Origin of the sequence: Puia sp. (genome assembly GCF_036500295.1) — a bacterium.
GTDB lineage: Bacteria > Bacteroidota > Bacteroidia > Chitinophagales > Chitinophagaceae > Puia.
In genome coordinates, this window is the sequence record NZ_DASYCH010000109.1 from 1 (window position 1) to 18124 (window position 18124).

An 18124-nucleotide genomic window follows, 5' to 3' on the forward strand; every position below is an offset into this window, starting at 1 on the left:
GGGCTTATCTTCCGCGACATTCACTTTGAGTTGTCTTCCTTCGTGGCTGCTGCCATTCAAGTCCTTGATCGCCGCCTCGCCTTCTTTGTCGTCGGCAAACTCCACAAACCCGAAACCACGGCTTTTCCCGGTTTCCCGGTCCGTGATGATCTTCGCGGACCCAACCTTCCCGTACGCTTCGAACATCCCCTGCAGTTCGCGGTCATCGACGCTAAAGGGGAGACCCCCGACAAATAGTTTCATGATGTTTTTTTCTAAAGATAAACCTTTTCATCTCCCCTATGAATTAACCTTCAGGGTCCACGGGAAGGAAGCCATGACCAAAATACTGTGGAAACACCTTTTTTTTCTAGTAGACGTGCGCTGTATCTTTCTCGATAACCAAGCAACTACCCGAATGAGCCTATTCAATTATCGTAGGATCGTATGGCTTATCTTGCCTTTCCTCCTATGTACGAAGACGGCAAGTAGCCGGTGGCCGGGTGGCTGCCACATGTGCCACACTCGTACCGTGTCGGGGAGCTGGTTCGGACACCTTTCAAAATTTGTCGAAAATTTGATTTTTATAACTCGCTAACTGCCCCATTTGACATAAGTAAAATTATCAATATGACAATTGAATGGAATAGGCGTGCTACATCTGATTGTTCCTATCACGATAAAGCAATATTTCTAAGCGGATGGCCGGTGTGCGAAACCGGACGTTTTACGAGATGACTGCAGAACTTAATGGAAATAACAGCACTCAGGGGTTTGATTTATGAAACTTTTGCAATTCATCGACATCTATGTCCTTTGGTTTAATATTCGCATAGGTCACCAGGAATGCATCAAACAATTTTGCCATCGGCATTCGAAGTGTGGAAAGTTGGCGCTTTAGCTGCCCCAGCTGACAAGCAGTATTTTGAGTGAAAATCTCCTTACGTTGGTGGAGTGTACGTGTAACTTCGTATGCTGCAAGGGTCCAAAGCCAAATATTTTTAATGGCTTTTGCAGCAGGTGTCGGGTCTACGGCGGGCAAATCTTTCAATGATTGATCTATTAAAGCAATCGTCTCTTCACCGAATTCGGTCAATTCGATAATCTGTATTGCAACCCGATGGTGAATAAAAGCGGTTGCATTATTTTCATATTATTCCATCAATCCGTCCATAGTGTTGAATTTACAATATTTTCTATCTCATATTTGAATAATTACTGACTTTATATAATGCGATAGAGCAAAAGAATTTAAAAGGAACCAAGGCAGGCGCTTCCATTCAATTCATTAAGGCGAAACAGAGCAAAAAGAAGAATTCCAAAAGCATTTGTAAAGCCAGCAGTGAATGAAAAGGCGGCCGAACTTCTAAGGCTGGGCGCTACCTTAATAGCCCAAATTTTGCTAAAAGAAGATAGTACTGACCGGTAGTTTTTTCATTGAAGTACCACCCCCCGTCGGGGAGGTCGAACACTCTAGAAAAACACACAACACCTTAATCGATAATAAATTGGAATTCATTTTTGCATTAATCGAAACTAAATGATTTCGCAACTCATTGAAAACGGGTAGACTCGAACGGAGAAGTGCTTGATAAACAGCAACAAAAAACCCCAATTTCAACAATTGGGGCTTACTAATAAAACTAGGTACCGCGTAGGGGAGTCGAACCCCTCATTCCTCCGTGAAAGGGAGGCGTCTTAACCGATTGACCAACGCGGCGTTCGTATAAACCGTTCTGCCGGTTTTCCGTGAAAGGAGTGCAAAGATATAGGCCTTCGCAAAATCAGCCAAATTTTTCATTATCAATTTATCAAGCACCCTCACCTCCCTCTCCAACCCCGCTCTGTGACAGGTGAATTTCGCCGGAGATCCTGCCGTCGCACCACCTCATTCGGATCTTCCATTTTCAGCGTCCAAAAGGCCCCAAAACCATCAAAAAATCATCATATAATGCCCAACCGCAAATTCCCCACCTCAACCAACTGGTTTTAAAAAAATTAGCTCATCTTTTCAATTGACCCCCAAAAATTTATAATCTCATAATAACCAATATTGTAACTTCGCTTCCTTAAAATTCAAAACTCAAATTCATCGTTTATGAGTACAGTTAAAGTTGCTATCAACGGATTTGGCCGCATCGGACGTTTGGCATTCCGCCAGATTCACGGACTCGAGGGGATTGAAGTAGTGGCGATCAATGACTTGACTAGCCCGAAGGTGTTAGCTCACCTGCTGAAATACGATAGCGCCCAGGGCCGCTTCGAAGAAGAAGTAAAATCGACTGAGAACTCCATCATCGTCAATGGCGACGAAGTAAAGATATATGCCCAGAAGAACCCCGCCGACATTCCCTGGGCCGCACACAAGGTCGACGTCGTCCTTGAATGTACCGGTTTCTTCACCGACAAGGAAAAGGCCGAGGCGCACATCAAAGCCGGCGCAAAACGCGTCGTGATCTCCGCCCCCGCCACCGGCGATCTGAAGACCATCGTCTTCAACGTCAACCATAACATCCTCGACGGCAGCGAAACCATCATCAGCTGCGCCTCCTGTACCACCAACTGCCTGGCGCCCATGGCCCAGGTCCTGGACGAGAAATACGGCATCGTATCCGGTCTCATGACGACCATCCACGCCTACACCAACGACCAGAATACCCAGGACGCCCCCCATCCAAAAGGCGACCTCCGCCGCGCCCGCGCCGCCGCCGCCAACATCGTGCCCAACAGCACCGGCGCCGCCAAAGCCATCGGCCTGGTCCTCCCCAAACTGAAAGGTAAGCTCGACGGTGGCGCCCAGCGCGTCCCGGTCCTCACCGGTTCCCTCACCGAACTCGTTACTGTGCTCGGCAAAAAGGTCACCCTCGAGGAGGTCAACGCCGCCATGAAGGCCGCCGCCAACGAATCCTTCGGTTACACCGAAGACGAGATCGTCTCCACCGACGTCATCGGCATCCGCTACGGCTCCCTCTACGACGCCACACAGACCCGTGTCATCACCAACGGAGACGTCCAGCTCGTAAAGACGGTGTCCTGGTATGACAATGAAATGAGCTATGTCAGCCAGCTGGTCCGCAGCCTGAGCTACTTCGCCAAAATGATCTCCAAATAAGGTTGAACGAAACCAAAAACCCGGTCCCTGGACCGGGTTTTGCATTACATACTACTTATGAGCCAATTCAGCCAGCATAGCTTTGCAAATGAAAAAGCCCTGATCCGGGTCGACTTCAACGTTCCGCTCAACGACAAGTACGCGATCACCGACGACACCCGCATCCGCGCAGCCATACCCACCGTTAAAAAAGTGTTGAAAGACGGCGGCAGCGTCATCCTGATGTCCCATCTCGGCCGGCCAAAAGACGGACCGACGGAAAAATATTCGCTCAAGCACCTCCTACCGCATCTAAAACAACTCCTCGGCACGGAGGTGGCCTTCGCCACCGACTGCATCGGCGAACCCGCTACATCCGCAGCCGCGGCCCTCAAGCCCGGCCAGGTCCTCCTGCTCGAGAACCTGCGGTTCCACAAGGAAGAAGAGAAAGGCGACAAAGCCTTCGCTGAAAAGCTGGCCAAACTCGGCGACATCTATGTCAATGACGCCTTCGGAACCGCCCACCGCGCCCACGCCTCCACCGCCATCATCGCCCAGTTCTTCCCAAAAGACAAGCGGATGTTCGGTCTGCTCATGGAAGCAGAGGTCAACAGCGCCGAAAAAGTACTCCACCAGTCACAAAAGCCCTTCACCGCCATCATCGGCGGCGCCAAGGTGTCGGATAAGATCCTCATCATCGAAAATTTGATGGAACGGGCAACCGACATCATCATCGGCGGCGGCATGGCCTATACCTTCCTCAAAGCCCTCGGCGGCAGGATCGGCAACTCCCTCTGTGAGAACGATCGCCTCGACACCGCACGCGAACTTTGTGACAAAGCCGAAAAGAAAGGCGTTCGCATCCACCTTCCCGCCGACAGCATCATCGCAGACAAGTTCGCAGCCGACGCAAGTGACTCCTCCGCGCCGAGCAATAATATTCCCGACGGCTGGATGGGCCTCGACATCGGGGAAAACGCCTGCGAACAATTCACAAACATCATCCACCGCAGCAAAACAATACTTTGGAACGGCCCCATGGGGGTCTTTGAAATGGAAAAATTCCAGCGCGGAACAAGAGGTATCGCCCGCGCCGTCGCCGAAGCCACCCAGAAAGGTGCGTACTCGCTAGTAGGCGGTGGTGACTCTGTAGCCGCTGTCAACCAATTCGGATATGCTGACAAAGTCAGCTATGTCTCCACCGGCGGTGGCGCCCTGCTCGAATATTTTGAAGGAAAAGAACTCCCCGGCATCGCCGCCGTCAAGGCCTAACTATTTTGCCTCCACGCACACAAAAAGCCCGATAAATTGGTAGATTTATCGGGCTTTTCATTTCAAACCGACTATTATGCGCCGCAGCCTGCTTTTCGTCCTTGCTCCGATCATCCTCCTCACCCTTGCTCCGACCCTCCTCTTTGCCCAAAAACAAAAACACCGGCCTGCCGACCGCCTTGCCGGCCTCGACACCACGTACCAGCGCGTACTCAACGACTGGCACGCCGCGGGCTTTGTCGTCGCCGTCGTTGAAAAGGACAGTATCGTCTACGCAAAAGGCTTTGGCTACAAAGACTTCGATCGCCATTCCCCCGTCACCCCCAACACGGTCTTCGCCATCGGCAGTTGCACAAAGGCCTTTACCGCCTCCCTTATCGGCCTCCTGGACAAGGCCGAAAAGCTGGACATCGACAAACCCGTCCGCGAATATCTTCCGAGTTTGAAATTCTATACTACCACCATGGACAACATGATCACCCTGCGTGACATGATGTGCCATCGCACCGGCCTGTCCCGCTATGAAACGTCCTGGTTCATCAATCCGCCGTCCACCCGCGATTCGCTGATCCGGCGCGTACAGTACATGGAACCCACCGCCGGCGTCCGCGAACGCTGGCAATACAACAATTTCATGTACCTCGGCCAGGGGCTGGTCGCCGAAAAGGTTACCGGCCAGTCCTGGGAACAGAACGTCCAGGACCGGATCCTCACGCCGCTCGGCATGACCCACACCAGTTTCACCATCGACGACCTGCAAAAAAGTCCGGACTATGCCTATGGATATGAAGTAAAAAAAGACAGCATCGTCCACCGGATGGAGTACCACCGGCTGCCCGAAATGGCTCCGGCCGGCGCTATCAATAGCAACGCCCCCGACCTGGCCATCTGGCTACGGGTCTGGATGCACAACGGCAAATACAAGGGTAGGGAAATACTGCCCGAAAGTTATGTCGCCGAAGCCACCAGCGTCCAGATGGCCATGGGCGGCGGTCTTCCTTCCAAAGACGAGCCGGGCAGCTATTTCAACGGCTATGGATTCGGCTGGTTCATCGACTCCTATCGGGGCCACTATCGGGTCGAGCACGGCGGCAACATCGACGGCTTCTCCGCCAACCTCTGCTTCTTCCCCGCAGACAGCATCGGGATCGTCGTGCTGACCAATCAGGACAATTCCCATGTGCCGAACATCGTCCGCAATTTCATTGTCGACCGGCTATTGCAAGCTCCCTATAAAGATTGGGAAACGGAAAGCAAGAACGACGCCGACCGGTCCCGCAAAGAAGACAGGAACGCCGCGGCGTCCCGCCATTCCAACCAACTGCCAAACACTCACCTTTCGCATCCGCCCGGCGACTATGCGGGCCAGTATGCCAATCCTGCCTATGGAAATATCGACATCGTGCTAAGGAATGACTCGTTGATCGTCAACATGCCGCATCAAAAATGGTGGTTGAAACACTTTCACTATGATGTGTTCGAACCCTTCGACATCGATCCCCGTGATGGCATCGATACCACCGATCACGGAAATATCCGCTTTTCTTTTGGCATGGACGAACTCGGCAATATCAATGCCGTCACACTAGGCCTGGACAACAAGCCCGTCACCTTTACCCGCGCGCCGAAGGGCATGGCGCTCAGCGCAGAACAACTCAAAAAATATACTGGTGAATATGTGATCGGCGAATCGCTGACCGTCAGCGTCTATATAAAAAGCAACACCCTCTACCTCGCCGCCCCCGGACAGGGCGACTATGAATTGGCTCCCAACGACACCAACAGGTTCACGCTGAAAACTCAAAACGGGTTCTATATCCAGTTCGAGCTCGATGCCGGCGGCGCGGTCACCGGTCTGACGGCCACCAAGCCAGGCGGCAACTTCAAGGCGATAAAAAAGAAATAATACCTACACGCCCGCCTGCTGTGGCCCGTTGTGGCCCGCCGCCCGCCGCGTATGCCGCAGCCCCTTATTTTATTTTGATAACGATCTTCCCGAATTGTCCCCCCTCATCCATATGCCGAAAGGCCGCCTCCCCCTCTTCCATCGCAAAAACCCGGTCCACGACCGGCCGGATCTTGTATTGTCCCACAAACTCCATCATCTCCGCAAAATCCTGCGGGTCCCCCATCGTCGAACCCAGCACATTTAACTGTTTCCAGAACATGCGCCGCCAGACGACTGAAGAAGGGTTGCCCCGCGTGGCGCCATAAAAGACAAGCCTTCCCCCGGGCGCGGCCAGGTCCAGCAATTCGTTCACCCCATCACCCGCGGCGCCGTCGATCACGACGTCAAAACCGCCTTCCTTCGACCGCAAATTGCCGACCCAGTCGGCGCTTTTATAATTCACCCCGCCGACAGCGCCCATCGCCACCGCCCGCGACAGCTTCTCCTCGCTGCTGGAAGTCACGTATACCCGGGCGCCCGCCGCCACCGCATACTGCAGCGCAAACAAAGCCACCCCGCCGCCGATCCCCGTGATCAGCACCCGCTCCCCGGCCTGCAGCCGCCCCCGCGTCATCAACGCCCGCCAGGCCGTCAACCCCGCCAGCGGAAGCGCCGCCGCTTCTTCAAACGAAAGGTGCGCCGGTTTGAGCGCGAGATTCGCCAGGGGCGCAACCACATATTCTGCCAGTGTCCCGTCATCCGGTAAGCCCAATATCTTAAAATCGGTGGGATGCTGAAAGCCGGGATCATGTCCCCAGTTCAACGCCGGGTCGATGATCACCTCCTTGCCAACCCAATCAGCCCCGGCGCCCGAACCATCCGCACGCCCCGCGCCCGAACCGCCCGACGCCCCCGCGGAACCCCCAACCGCCGCGACGACCCCCGCTCCATCCGAACCCGGGATGATCGGATACTTCAACCCCGCATACTGTCCCTTCTGTATCCACAGATCCCGGTGATTCAGCGCCGCCGCATGCACCCGCACCAGCGCCTGCCCGGGCCCCGCGGTCTTGTCGTCCACCGGCAACAACTGCAAGGGTTTGCCTTTCTCCGCTATAACTAATGCTTTCATATCGTAAAGTTATCATCCCAACACGATGTGCCGCTTAATATTTAAACACCTTCCCACCGGCCATCACCTCCTGCGTCTTCTCATCGAAGGTCACCCGTTCGCCGGTCCGGTAGGCCGCGTTGGCCATGATCACCGCGATCGAATGGTGATACCCCGCGTCGATCGGCGCATTCGGCTGTTTCCGGCTCCGCACACACTCCATCCAGTTGCGAACGTGTGCAGTCGTTAACGGATCGCCACCGGTACTAGCGTCCGTCGAAGCCTTTGGCCCCGTCTCCTTCAGCGACACCGACGGCAACTCATTCGCATGCATCCCCATCGCACTCGCATACTTCTCCGTCAGCCCGCCTTCATGCGAGATGGTATTGGTGTCCAGGTTCATCGTTCCGCCATTGGAATAATAGATCTCCTTGGTCTCACCCGCCGAGTTCGTCTGCCGCGAGGTGAAGACGACCTGGAAGCCTTTCGAAAGATCATCGAGTGGGCCGTAGTCGAACACCACCGTCATCGTATCCGCGTTTCTCCGGCCGTCCTTCCACGCATAGATACCGCCGTTAGCCGAAGCACTCCTCGGATGCGGCAGCTGTGCAAACCAATGAACGGTATCTATCTGATGCGACATCCACTGCCCCGGCAGACCCGATGAATAGGGCCAGAACAGGCGAAACTCCAGATGCTTCCGCGCATCGAACGGCTCATGTGGCCGGTTCATCAGGAATCGCTTCCAGTCCGTGTCTTCCTCCCGCATCTGCGCCACCAGCGCCGGCCGCCGCCAGCGTCCCGGCTGATTGACATTCCACGTCAGTTCGACCATCACGATCGGCCCAAACTTTCCCGACTGGATAAAATCCGCCGCCGCCCAGTAGTTGGCGCCGCTGCGTCGCTGTGATCCGATCTGCACGATCTTCCCCGAATCCTTTACGGCCTTCAGCACCGCCCGCGCGTCGTCCATCGTCTCGGCGAGCGGCTTCTCGGTATACGTGTCGCGACCGGCCCTGACAGCCTCCACCGTATGCAGCGCATGCTGGAAGTCGGCCGTCGAAATCATGACCGCGTCGACGTCTTTTATCGCATATAGCGCATCGTTATTGACGCAAGCCGTCACCGGGTGCCCGAACTTCTGCGCCAGAAAAGCGCTTCCTTCCTCCCTTCGCTTCTTCCAGATATCCGACACCGCGATGATGTCAAAGTTCATTTCCTGGTAACTCCTTAGAAACGCCGGAATATGATCATTCCTATGCCGGTCTGAGAACCCGACGACGCCGACCCGCACCCGGTCATTGGCGCCGATGATGCGGCGATAGCTGTTGGCGCTGAATCCCATGGCGCCCATATACGTGGCCATCCCGGCCATACTCGTTTGACGGATAAAGTCCCTGCGATTTGTTGTCATATGGAAAGTGTCATTTTGATAGTTAAACGTTTTTCATACTAAATGTACTAATTTAGATCATTGCTCACGCAAAAGCCTGTCATATGACCAAATCCACGCTACGCAAACGTTTTCGTAAACTTTTTAGGGCGTTCCCCTTCGGGTCGGGCTCTTCGCTGCAAGTCCTCGCTTTCAGCTGCGGGCTTTTGGCTGCGATCCCTAACGCATCCGCTCAGCAACTCCCCATAAAGGTCGAGAACGACCCCGCCGCCCGCTCCATCACCATCACCGCCGGCGGCAAACCCTTCACGACCTTCATCTACCCCGATTCGCTCGCAAAACCCGTTCTCTATCCGATCTACGCCGCCGACGGGCAGCTCATCACCCGTGGTTTCCCGCTCCGTCCCCGAACCGGTGAACCAGTCGATCACCCCCACCATCTCGGCCTCTGGTTCAACTACGAGAACGTCAACGGCCTCGATTTCTGGAATAACTCCTACGCGATCCCCGCGGCAAAAAAAGATAAATACGGCTGGATCCGCACCGACAGCATCCTCCAGGCAGGCACCTTCACCGGCACTGACGGTAACCACTATCCCAACACGAACACGGCCAACCCGATATCCACCGGCCGAGCCGCACCCTCCCATGCAAGCGGCGCCAAACTGGCCAACAGTACCGGTATCATCCGGTATGTCGCGCGTTGGACCGACACAAAGCAAAACGTCCTTCTGACGGAACATACCACCTATGTCTTCAGCGCCGACAAACAGCAACGGATCATCGACCGCTTCACCACCCTCACCGCCGTCACCGACGTCAGGTTTCCCGACGCCAAGGATGGCATGCTGGGCCTCCGCGTCACAAAAGAACTGCAGATACCCTCCAAGACCCCCGGCGAATTCGTCGACGACAAAGGGAATATCACAAAGGTCGCCGCCGGCAATAGCCCGGACATTAACGGAACGTATTTGACCTCCGAAGGCAAAACAGGCGACAGCGCCTGGGGCACCCGCGGCACCTGGTGCCTGATGTATGGCAAAAAACAGCAGGATACCCTTAGCATCGCTATCATCGACCATCCGGAGAACCCGGGTTATCCCACTTATTGGCATGCCCGCGGCTATGGCCTCTTCGCGGCCAACCCCCTGGGTCAGAAAATATTCAGCAACGGCAGCAAAATCATGAACTTCCATCTGGCGCCCGGGCAGTCCGCCACCTTTAGATACCGGATAGTCATAGCCGCAGGGAACAGCAGGCTGTCTACCGAAAAGATCAACCGGCTCGCCGATGATTTCGCCCGCGTCAGATAACAAACCGCTATCCACCTGAGAATCGGCCCCGTCTACCGGCAATTTGCCCCACCTGCCCGTACTCCGCCGCGGTCTGCCTAAAATCACGTGCACAGCGCCGCCAAAAATGCTAATTTTACCTCGTTAACCTAAAAATTGAAAAAATGAGTACAAAGAATCTCACCCTGATCGTAGTTTTATTCGTCATCCTCCTGTTCGGCGGTTGCGCCTGCAGCCGCTACAACGGCCTGGTCACTACCGATCAGTTGGTACAGAATAAACTGGGTGATGTCCAGACGCAATACCAGCGTCGTAACGACCTGTATAGTAGTATTATCCACACGATCGAAGGCTCGGCCAACTTCGAAAAGTCCACACTTAAAGAGGTGATCGCCGCCCGCGCCAGCGCCACCCAGATCAAGGTTGATGTCAACGACTCCGCTTCGCTCGGCGCCTATCAGCGCGCGCAGGCCAACCTGCAGGGCTCCTTTGCCCGGCTCATGGCCGTCGCCGAAGCCTATCCCGATCTCAAAACGACCCAGCAATTCCAGGACTTCCAAACCAACATTGCCGGAACGGAGAACCGCATCAACAATGCCCGCCGCGAATTCAACGGCGCCGTCAACGAGTATAACCTGAAGGTCAAGACCTTCCCGAACAACATCTTCGCCGGCATGTTCGGCTTCCACGTAAGAACCTATTTCCAGGCGGACCCCGGCAGCCAGAACGCTCCCGACATACATTTCGACATCAAATAATAAATACGGGCCCCGCGCAAGCGGGGCCCGATAAATTCTTCGCCTTGGCATTCTCACTATTCAAGCGAAAGCCTCTTTTTGACGAAGCGCAGCAACAGCATATCGTCACCGCCATCCAGTCGGCCGAAAAATGCACCAGCGGGGAGATCCGCGTCTATGTGGAAAGACACTGCCGCTATGTAGACCCCCGCGATCGCGCCACCGAGGTCTTTGCCGCACTGAAGATGGAGAACACCGTCGCCCGCAACGGCGTCCTCGTCTATGTCGCGATAAAGGACCGGCAACTGGCCATCCTCGGCGACCGCGGCATCCATCAGTTGGTGGGACAGGACTTCTGGAACCAGGAGGTAAGGACCATCCTCGCCCATTTCAATAAGGCGGACTATGCAGCGGGCATCGCGGCGGTCGTCACCGACATCGGCCATGCGCTGGAGCGGCACTTCCCTTACGACCGGGCTACGGATATCAACCAACTCCCCGATGATATCGTCTTCGGCCGCTAACCCTATCAAACGCACTTAATGAACAAACTTCGCTACATCCTCTTCGCCGCTCTCCTGTTCCTGGCCCGGCCCATTCTCGTCCATGCGCAGGAGGTGCCGCCGAAGCCCAACCCCAACCACCTGGTCAACGACTTTGCCCATGTCATGACCGACGACCAGATCTCGGCCCTCGAGCACAAACTCGTCAACTACGACGACAGCACCTCCAACCAGATCGTCGTCGTCACCATGCCGACCATCGGCGATGAGGACATCGAGGAATACAGTGTCAAACTCTTTAAAGCCTGGGGCATCGGCAACAAAAAAACCAACAACGGCATCCTCATCCTCGTCTCGATCGACAACCGCAAGGTCTTTATCACGACGGGCTACGGCCTCGAAGGCGCGATCCCCGACGTCACGGCAAGGGCGATCATCGACAACGAGATCGTCCCCAACTTCCGCAGCAGCACCGGGGATAACTACTATCGCGGCTTCAGCCATGCCGCCGACGCGCTCATAAAAGCGGCAGCCGGGGAATACAAAGCCACAAGCGAATATGCCAACCGTGGGAAGCGTCACGCCCGCAAGGGTCGCGGGGACAGCTTCGGCATCGGGATCTTCTTCTTCATCTTTATCATTATTATCCTCAGCATCTTCCGCGGCGGTCGCGGCGGCGGGGGTGGGGGAGGGTACTTCGGTGGCGGCGGCTTCCTGCCCTTCCTCCTCGGCACCATGGTCGGCCGCGGTCTTGGCGGCGGCGGTGGCTGGTCCGGCGGCGGCGGTGGCGGCTGGTCCGGTGGTGACAGTGGAGGCGGAGATTTCGGCGGCTTCGGCGGTGGTGACACCGGCGGCGGCGGCGCCGGCGGAAGTTGGTAAACGCATAAAAAAAAGCCCCGCGTAAGCGGGGGTTTTTTTTTATGCCTGCGCCCCGGCCATCGGCCGGGGCGTCAAATTAAAATCCTTTCTTCTCCCCACCCAACTTCGCATTGATATACTCCGCCTGGTCGTTCTTCCCCTCCGCCTGCTTTTTCTTGGCCAGTCCCTTCAACGCATTGTCGAAATATGGATCGGTCTGCTGGCGGTACGCCTGCGGGATCGCTTCTTTGAACTGGATCAGCAGATCCACCCCCCGTTTCAACTTGTCCGTGCTCGTAACCTTTGACAGCATCTTCGCATAAGGCATCATAAACTCGAACTTCTCCTGCGCCACCGGCATCTTCTCGAAATTATCGGATACGATATCAAAATCGCTCTCATCTCCCGACTTCATCAGCACCTGCGAGATCGCCACCGACAGCTCCCCCTTCGCGGGCGCCTTGATCATCTTCTTGGCCAGGGCGAGCGCCGACGTGCTGTCAAGATCCGATAACGCCTCGAGTCCATTACCCGCCACACTGTACGAACTGTCTGTAGTAGCCTTGATAAACAGTGGCAGATAGGCCGAATTCCCAAAGCTGCCAAGGATCTCGATCGCCTTTGCCTTCACCACCCGGCTCGGATCACTCTCTGCCAGTTGCGCCACGATCGGCTCAAAAGCCGCCCTTACATTGTCCCGCTTAAAATCCACCTTGCCAAGCGCATAGCTGCGGATGCGATAATAGCGATCCTTCACCGCCGCCTTTAACAGGTCCACCGCCTTGGCCTCATCCTGATGCTTGGCGCAGAAGTCCACTGCCTCATGCCGGTCGACATAATTGCCGGCATACTTATACTGGTGGATGAAATTGTCCAGCGTCTTATCGTCGGTCTTTTCACAAAGCAGCACCTTGTCGCCGTCCACATTCACCAGATCGGGCCGGCTCTTATAGGCGAAGGTGAAGGTATCGGTCTTGTCTTCGATCCATACTTTATGGCGTTCTTTAGTCGGGCCATTGTAGACGTCGATCGCGATCGGCAGGCGGAACATCTTCCCCGTCTCCTGTGTCTGGTTCACGATCACCTGTACCTTGCCGGCCGCGTCGTCATAGACGTAGTCGATCTTCAGTTTGGGGTGTCCCGAACCATAATACCATTGGTTCCAGTACCAGTTCAGGTCCTGGCCGGTCACCTCTTCAAAAGCCAGCCGCAGTTGCTGCGCTTCGGCAGATTTGAACTTATTGGTCGTCAGGTACAGGTTCAGCGATTTGAAGAATGCGCTGTCGCCGACATAATTGCGCAGCATGTTCAGGATGCGGCCGCCCTTCGGATAGCTCACCTGGTCGAACACGTCTTCCTTATCGGCATAATAGAACCGCACCAGGTTCTTCCCTGCATTCTCCGGCTGTTGCAGATAGCTCGAGATCCCCTTGTAATTCACGGCTTCGCCCGCGTCCTTCCCGTATTTGTATTCGTTCCACAAGGTCTCGCTGTAGTCGGCGAAAGACTCGTTCAGCGTGATATTGCTCCAGCTCTCGGTGGTGACCATGTCACCAAACCACTGGTGGAACAACTCATGCGCGATCACATCCTCCCAGCCGTTGCCATCCGTCAGCTCCCGGGCATCCTGCTGCGCCGACTCGCCGTGCAGCGTCGCGGTGGTATTCTCCATGGCGCCGCTGACGTAGTCGCGGCCGACGATCTGGTCATACTTTGGCCAGGGATAATCGATCCCCGTGATCCTTGAGTAGAACGCGATCATTTCCGGCGTGTTACCGAAGATGCGGCGGGCCACCGGGGCATATTCCTTCTCTACATAATAATTGACATCCTTCCCTTTATAGGAATCTTTTACGATGGCATAGTCGCCCACGCCCATAAAGAAAAGATAGGGTGCATGCGGCAGGTCCATCTTCCAGTGGTCGGTGCGGGTGCCGTCGCCATTCTCTTTCTGGCCGACCATCAGTCCGTTGGACAGGGTCACGTATTTCGAGGGAACGGTCATAAAGATCTCTTCCGTCGTCTTCTGGTTGGGCTTATCGATCGTCGGGAACCATACCGAATTGGCTTCTGTCTCCCCCTGCGTCCAGATCTGCGTCGGCTTGTTCTTATCTTCCCCCTTCGGGTTGATGAAATAGAGGCCCTTGGCGTCGGTGATCGCCGCGCTGCCCTTTACCTTCAGATCGTTCGGCTTTGACGTATAGTCGATGAAGAGCGTATATTTTTCCGTGTATTTATAGACGCGATCCAGGTGAACGCGCAATACCATCCCATCATAATCGAACTTCAGTGGGGTTGTCTTCCCGCCCCGGTCCAGCTCCACCTTGTGGATATCCATTCCTTTTGCATCCAGCGAGACCGTATCGGTCGGATAAAAATGGGGTTTCAGCGTTACCCAGGCCTTGCCATACATATAGGACTTGGAATAGTCAAACCGGACATCCAGCTTGGTGTTGACCAGATCGTCATATTTCGTGGCCGTAGCCCGGTATTCCTTCTTCCAGGCTTCGTCCGGTTTCTGGGCTTCCTGCGCGTGGACAAGGGATGTGGCGGATAAAAGCAGCGCGCCGGACAAAAGCCCCGCCGCCAGAGTTCGATACCTTCTGTGGTGATAATCGTGCATATTGATTTTTTTCGTCTGCCTCCGACGACGTGCCGGAGGCCCGTAAAGATAATTGTTGATCCGTCACCTTTCTCCGCCGCCTATCCCTTTTTCCGCCTCTTTCGTCCGCCCATGGCCACTCTCCAGCCGCCCCACTGGTGCAACTCCCCGCGCTTTTCCTTAACTTGCGGTAGGTTTTTACGTGTAAACCCTATTAAAATTGCAATGGCGTCCTGTCTGCCGCGGATGCGCCGGAGCATACCCCTCCAATCATGTGTAAGCTTGGCCTGATCTTTTTGATCTCTTTTCTGACGGGTAATAATTATGCGCAGGACTATTTCGTACTGCTCCAATCCGGCAATCGGCAGCCCTTCTACGTCCGCCTCGGCGGTCATCTCTATAGTTCCACTCCCGAAGGACATCTCATTCTCTCGCGATTAAAAGATAGCAGCTATACCATCGCGATCGGTTTCCCCGCCAAACCCGGCGTAGAACAAACCTATTTGCTCGGCGCCTTGCACAATGACCAGGAGTTTGAAATAAAGGATCATGATGAGACAGGGTGGGGGCTCTACGATTGTCAGACCAGGGAATGGCTTGCCCTCCTGTCGAGGACCGGTGGGCGTGAAGAGGTACACGCTCTCGGCGTCCGGCGTGATGATGCTTTCTCCCGTCTGATGGCCGGGGTCGTCCACGATACGGCCGTACTATATAATGACTTTACCAATTCCGAACTCGCAACGACGCCCACCCCGCCAGTCCCAACCGCTACGCCCCCCGCCACCGCCGCAAACTCCACCGGTACAGCGCCCGGCACCGCCAACCCGGCTACCATCAACTCCGCCGCCCAACCCGATAGCGCCGGCGCCGCCACCACCCAGAACCATCCCGACACTAGCACGGCCCTCGTCACAAAACTGGACCCGCCCGCAAGACAAAATACTGCCGCAGCCCAGGATACCTCCGCGGCCCTCGGGGCCAAACCCGATATTTCCGCGGCTCCCGCTCCAAAAACCGATTCTTCCGCCGCACCTGCGCTCACCGGCAGCGTAACGAAGGCGGATCCCGCGGTTAATAAAATGGACTCCGCGGTCGCAAGATCGGACTCCGCCGCTGCTCCATTGTTTCGGCCCGTCGCCGGCAACCCCGGGCATAAAGCCCCGCCGGTGGTCGACTCCGCGCGGAAAACCCCACTCTACCGGCTGGCCCCCGCGATCGTCAAGATCAGCCAGATAAAGCTCTCCCGCAATATGCGCCTCGTCTATGCCGACAAGGGCAATGGCGGCAAGGTCGATACGGTCGTCGTTATTATTCCCCTCGATACGACCCGGGCGACCCCTGCTGTGGCCCTAAAGACCCGCATCCCCGCCGCCGACTCCAGCCGGTCCCCGGTGACCAGGACCCGGACGGTGAATGCGGATTCGGGCCGGACCGCCGCCGCCAGGGCGCACGGGCCCAATTTTGACACCCCCGCCGGTGTTCATGTGATCGTCCCGACGCCGGTCAATCCCCCCGCTGCCGACAAGCCCCGGAGCAACGACTCCGCCAGGAAGCCGGCCTCAAAGTCCCAGTTGCCCTATGTCAACTCCGACTGCCACAACTTCGCGACCGATTATGATGTCGACAAGCTGCGGGTAAAGATGCTGGAGGCCGGAAAGGATGACCAACGCATTACAGCAGCCCTCAAGGTCTTCCGGACCCGCTGCTTCTTCACCCGGCAGATCCGTGCCCTCAGCGAGATCTTCACCACCGACGCGTCCAAATACCGCTTCTTCGAAACGGCCTACCCCTTCGCCGCCGACGAACATTTTCGCGATCTGGTTACCCTCCTCGCCGACCCCGTCTACGCCGGCAAATTCAAAACGCTCACTGGTATGCGGTAAGGAGGGCAACGCGGCGCATCCTTCGCACCCCTTATCTTTGCGCCCATGCCCAGGTACTTCCTCGAACTCGCCTATAAAGGCACCAACTACAGCGGCTTCCAGATCCAGGAAAACGCCAACTCGATCCAGCAAGAGGTCGAAAAGGCCCTCGGCGTCTTCTGCCGCACCCGCATCGTACTCACCGGGTCCTCCCGGACGGATGGCGGCGTGCACGCTTTTCAGAACTTTTTTCATTTTGATTATGAAGGACTTATCGAACGGCGCGTCCTCTATAACATCAACGCCATCCTCCCCCCCGACATCGTCCTTCGGAATATTTATCCCGTCGCCCCCGACGCTCATTGCCGATTTGATGCCATCAGCCGGGAATACCGCTACTATATCTATAGAGTAAAGAACCCCTTTCTGGCCGACCGCGCCTGGTTCTATCCCTATACCCTCGACCGCGAACAGCTGAAAGCCGCCGCCGCGCTCATCCCCACCTTCCAGGATTTCACCACCTTCGCTAAGCGCAATACCCAGGTAAAGACCTTCCAATGCACCATCCTGGAAAGTGCCTGGGAAGAGGACGAACAATGCCTCATCTATCGCGTCCGGGGCAACCGGTTCCTGCGCGGAATGGTCCGTGGCCTGGTAGGAACGATGGTGCAGGTCGGGCGCGGTAAGCTCAGCGTCGCAGCGTTCGGCGAGGTCCTCGAAAAGCGGGACAACCGGCTGGCCGATTTCTCCGCGCCCGGCCACGGGCTTTTTCTTCAGCAGGTATACTTTCCAGTTAGTCTGACGGATCCTCAGCAGCTTCCTGTTGTTAAAGGAATGTAATATGCGTCGCCCATTGCCGTTAGTTTTCTCGCGTCATTTTTACGGATATTTTTTATTCCGCTGAAACCCGCATAGAATCAGCGTTTCACGGGTTATTCACATTTCGTGGAACGGAATTTTTCAAAAAAGATTTGGCAGCGATGTGCATCTGCTTATCTTTGCAACCCGATTCGAAATAAGGCATCTCAAAACGCCGCTTATCGGGGAAGTTCTTTACGCGGCGGGCAGGCAAATACTCCAAAAAAGCAGGAAAGGATAAGGGTGCTGAACCCTAAAAAAAGCGAAGGAAAATTTTGGTGTTAACAATACTGGTTGTATCTTTGCCGTCCGCTCTAAAAGTTTTGCGCTTACGGATTAATGCAAAATGAATCCTCCAGCGCAAAACGATTGAAAATGGGCCTTCGGCCAGCCGACCTGTGGTCGTCTTAAGTTCGATTAGATCTTTCAAAATACGGCACACTGTTCTCACATCTTTTGTGAATAACTAAGAGAAGAAAACAGCAGAAAGTTTTTGATAGTTTAATAAAGGCTCTTACCTTTGCAATCCGTTTGAAAATAACGGTAGGCAAATGTAAAAAATTAGAACGGACCTCTGGTCTGTTCGGGCCGAAAAGTTCTTTGAAAGAATGGAAGCAATAGCACTAAAGAAGTAATTTTTTAGGTAAGGTTATATTAGCGAAAAGAAAATCGACAATA

14 protein-coding genes and 1 tRNA gene are annotated in these 18124 nt (G+C 55.2%); 9 read left to right on the plus strand and 6 right to left on the minus strand.

Features of this window, described 5'->3' with window-relative positions:
* From VGM48_RS20745 to VGM48_RS20755, 3 genes are all read right to left on the minus strand, one after another.
* The coding region (locus VGM48_RS20745) for an RNA-binding protein (protein WP_331582348.1) at positions 1 to 243 on the minus strand (243 nt) is incomplete at its 3' end.
* A 502-nt stretch (positions 244 to 745) separates the two neighbouring features.
* Positions 746 to 1075: a hypothetical protein gene (locus tag VGM48_RS20750; RefSeq protein WP_331582349.1), complete on the minus strand. Its 330-nt coding sequence runs from the start codon at positions 1073 to 1075 to the stop codon at positions 746 to 748.
* Positions 1076 to 1627: 552 nt separating this feature from the next.
* Positions 1628 to 1699 (minus strand) — tRNA-Glu (locus tag VGM48_RS20755).
* 378 nt (positions 1700 to 2077) lie between these two features.
* Between VGM48_RS20755 and gap the strand changes: the two genes are divergently transcribed.
* From gap to VGM48_RS20770, 3 genes are all read left to right on the plus strand, one after another.
* Positions 2078 to 3091 carry a type I glyceraldehyde-3-phosphate dehydrogenase gene (gap, locus tag VGM48_RS20760; protein WP_331582350.1) on the plus strand — a complete coding sequence of 338 codons (1014 nt, stop codon included), beginning with the start codon at positions 2078 to 2080 and terminating at the stop codon, positions 3089 to 3091.
* 57 nt (positions 3092 to 3148) lie between these two features.
* Complete coding sequence (locus VGM48_RS20765; protein WP_331582351.1) at positions 3149 to 4342, plus strand: phosphoglycerate kinase; 1194 nt, start codon at positions 3149 to 3151, stop codon at positions 4340 to 4342.
* Between the two features lie 76 nt (positions 4343 to 4418).
* Positions 4419 to 6248, plus strand: a complete 1830-nt coding sequence (locus tag VGM48_RS20770; protein WP_331582352.1) for a serine hydrolase — start codon at positions 4419 to 4421, stop codon at positions 6246 to 6248.
* A 64-nt stretch (positions 6249 to 6312) separates the two neighbouring features.
* Here VGM48_RS20770 and VGM48_RS20775 read toward each other — a convergent pair whose 3' ends face one another.
* Together VGM48_RS20775 and VGM48_RS20780 are read right to left on the minus strand one after the other, a co-directional pair.
* Positions 6313 to 7362: a zinc-binding dehydrogenase gene (locus VGM48_RS20775; protein ID WP_331582353.1), complete on the minus strand. Its 1050-nt coding sequence runs from the start codon at positions 7360 to 7362 to the stop codon at positions 6313 to 6315.
* A 34-nt stretch (positions 7363 to 7396) separates the two neighbouring features.
* Positions 7397 to 8755 (minus strand): Gfo/Idh/MocA family oxidoreductase, encoded by a 1359-nt coding sequence (locus VGM48_RS20780; RefSeq protein WP_331582354.1) that lies wholly within the window; start codon positions 8753 to 8755, stop codon positions 7397 to 7399.
* An 83-nt stretch (positions 8756 to 8838) separates the two neighbouring features.
* Here VGM48_RS20780 and VGM48_RS20785 point away from each other — a divergent pair, with 83 nt between their 5' ends.
* The 4 genes from VGM48_RS20785 to VGM48_RS20800 all read left to right on the plus strand — a co-directional run bounded on the left by VGM48_RS20785 (position 8839) and on the right by VGM48_RS20800 (position 12145).
* Complete coding sequence (locus VGM48_RS20785) at positions 8839 to 10047, plus strand: PmoA family protein (RefSeq protein ID WP_331582355.1); 1209 nt, start codon at positions 8839 to 8841, stop codon at positions 10045 to 10047.
* Positions 10048 to 10190: 143 nt separating this feature from the next.
* Positions 10191 to 10784: a LemA family protein gene (locus VGM48_RS20790; RefSeq protein WP_331582356.1), complete on the plus strand. Its 594-nt coding sequence runs from the start codon at positions 10191 to 10193 to the stop codon at positions 10782 to 10784.
* 44 nt (positions 10785 to 10828) lie between these two features.
* A complete protein-coding gene (locus VGM48_RS20795; protein ID WP_331582357.1) occupies positions 10829 to 11287 on the plus strand; it encodes a TPM domain-containing protein in 459 nt (152 codons plus the stop codon).
* 18 nt (positions 11288 to 11305) lie between these two features.
* Positions 11306 to 12145, plus strand: coding sequence for a TPM domain-containing protein (locus VGM48_RS20800; protein WP_331582358.1), 840 nt, complete (start codon positions 11306 to 11308; stop codon positions 12143 to 12145).
* A 76-nt stretch (positions 12146 to 12221) separates the two neighbouring features.
* On the opposite strand, the gene VGM48_RS20805 is transcribed toward VGM48_RS20800, so the two are convergent.
* On the minus strand, positions 12222 to 14747 hold the full coding sequence (locus tag VGM48_RS20805; RefSeq protein ID WP_331582359.1) for a M1 family metallopeptidase: 2526 nt from the start codon (positions 14745 to 14747) through the stop codon (positions 12222 to 12224).
* A 251-nt stretch (positions 14748 to 14998) separates the two neighbouring features.
* On the opposite strand from VGM48_RS20805, the gene VGM48_RS20810 reads away from it, so the two are divergent.
* Both VGM48_RS20810 and truA read left to right on the plus strand, forming a co-directional pair.
* Positions 14999 to 16609, plus strand: a complete 1611-nt coding sequence (locus tag VGM48_RS20810) for a hypothetical protein (protein ID WP_331582360.1) — start codon at positions 14999 to 15001, stop codon at positions 16607 to 16609.
* Between the two features lie 45 nt (positions 16610 to 16654).
* A complete protein-coding gene (gene truA / locus VGM48_RS20815; protein WP_331582361.1) occupies positions 16655 to 17428 on the plus strand; it encodes a tRNA pseudouridine(38-40) synthase TruA in 774 nt (257 codons plus the stop codon).
* Positions 17429 to 18124 lie beyond the last annotated feature (696 nt).

Bases quoted from the DNA above. Each gene is read 5' to 3' on its own strand.
- gap (WP_331582350.1), top strand. From the start codon at position 2,078: ATGAGTACAGTTAAAGTTGCTATCAACGGATTTGGCCGCATCGGACGT.
- VGM48_RS20765 (WP_331582351.1), top strand. From the start codon at position 3,149: ATGAGCCAATTCAGCCAGCATAGCTTTGCAAATGAAAAAGCCCTGATC.
- VGM48_RS20770 (WP_331582352.1), top strand. From the start codon at position 4,419: ATGCGCCGCAGCCTGCTTTTCGTCCTTGCTCCGATCATCCTCCTCACC.
- VGM48_RS20775 (WP_331582353.1), bottom strand. From the start codon at position 7,362: ATGAAAGCATTAGTTATAGCGGAGAAAGGCAAACCCTTGCAGTTGTTG.
- VGM48_RS20780 (WP_331582354.1), bottom strand. From the start codon at position 8,755: ATGACAACAAATCGCAGGGACTTTATCCGTCAAACGAGTATGGCCGGG.
- VGM48_RS20785 (WP_331582355.1), top strand. From the start codon at position 8,839: ATGACCAAATCCACGCTACGCAAACGTTTTCGTAAACTTTTTAGGGCG.
- VGM48_RS20790 (WP_331582356.1), top strand. From the start codon at position 10,191: ATGAGTACAAAGAATCTCACCCTGATCGTAGTTTTATTCGTCATCCTC.
- VGM48_RS20800 (WP_331582358.1), top strand. From the start codon at position 11,306: ATGAACAAACTTCGCTACATCCTCTTCGCCGCTCTCCTGTTCCTGGCC.
- VGM48_RS20805 (WP_331582359.1), bottom strand. From the start codon at position 14,747: ATGCACGATTATCACCACAGAAGGTATCGAACTCTGGCGGCGGGGCTT.
- VGM48_RS20810 (WP_331582360.1), top strand. From the start codon at position 14,999: ATGTGTAAGCTTGGCCTGATCTTTTTGATCTCTTTTCTGACGGGTAAT.
- truA (WP_331582361.1), top strand. From the start codon at position 16,655: ATGCCCAGGTACTTCCTCGAACTCGCCTATAAAGGCACCAACTACAGC.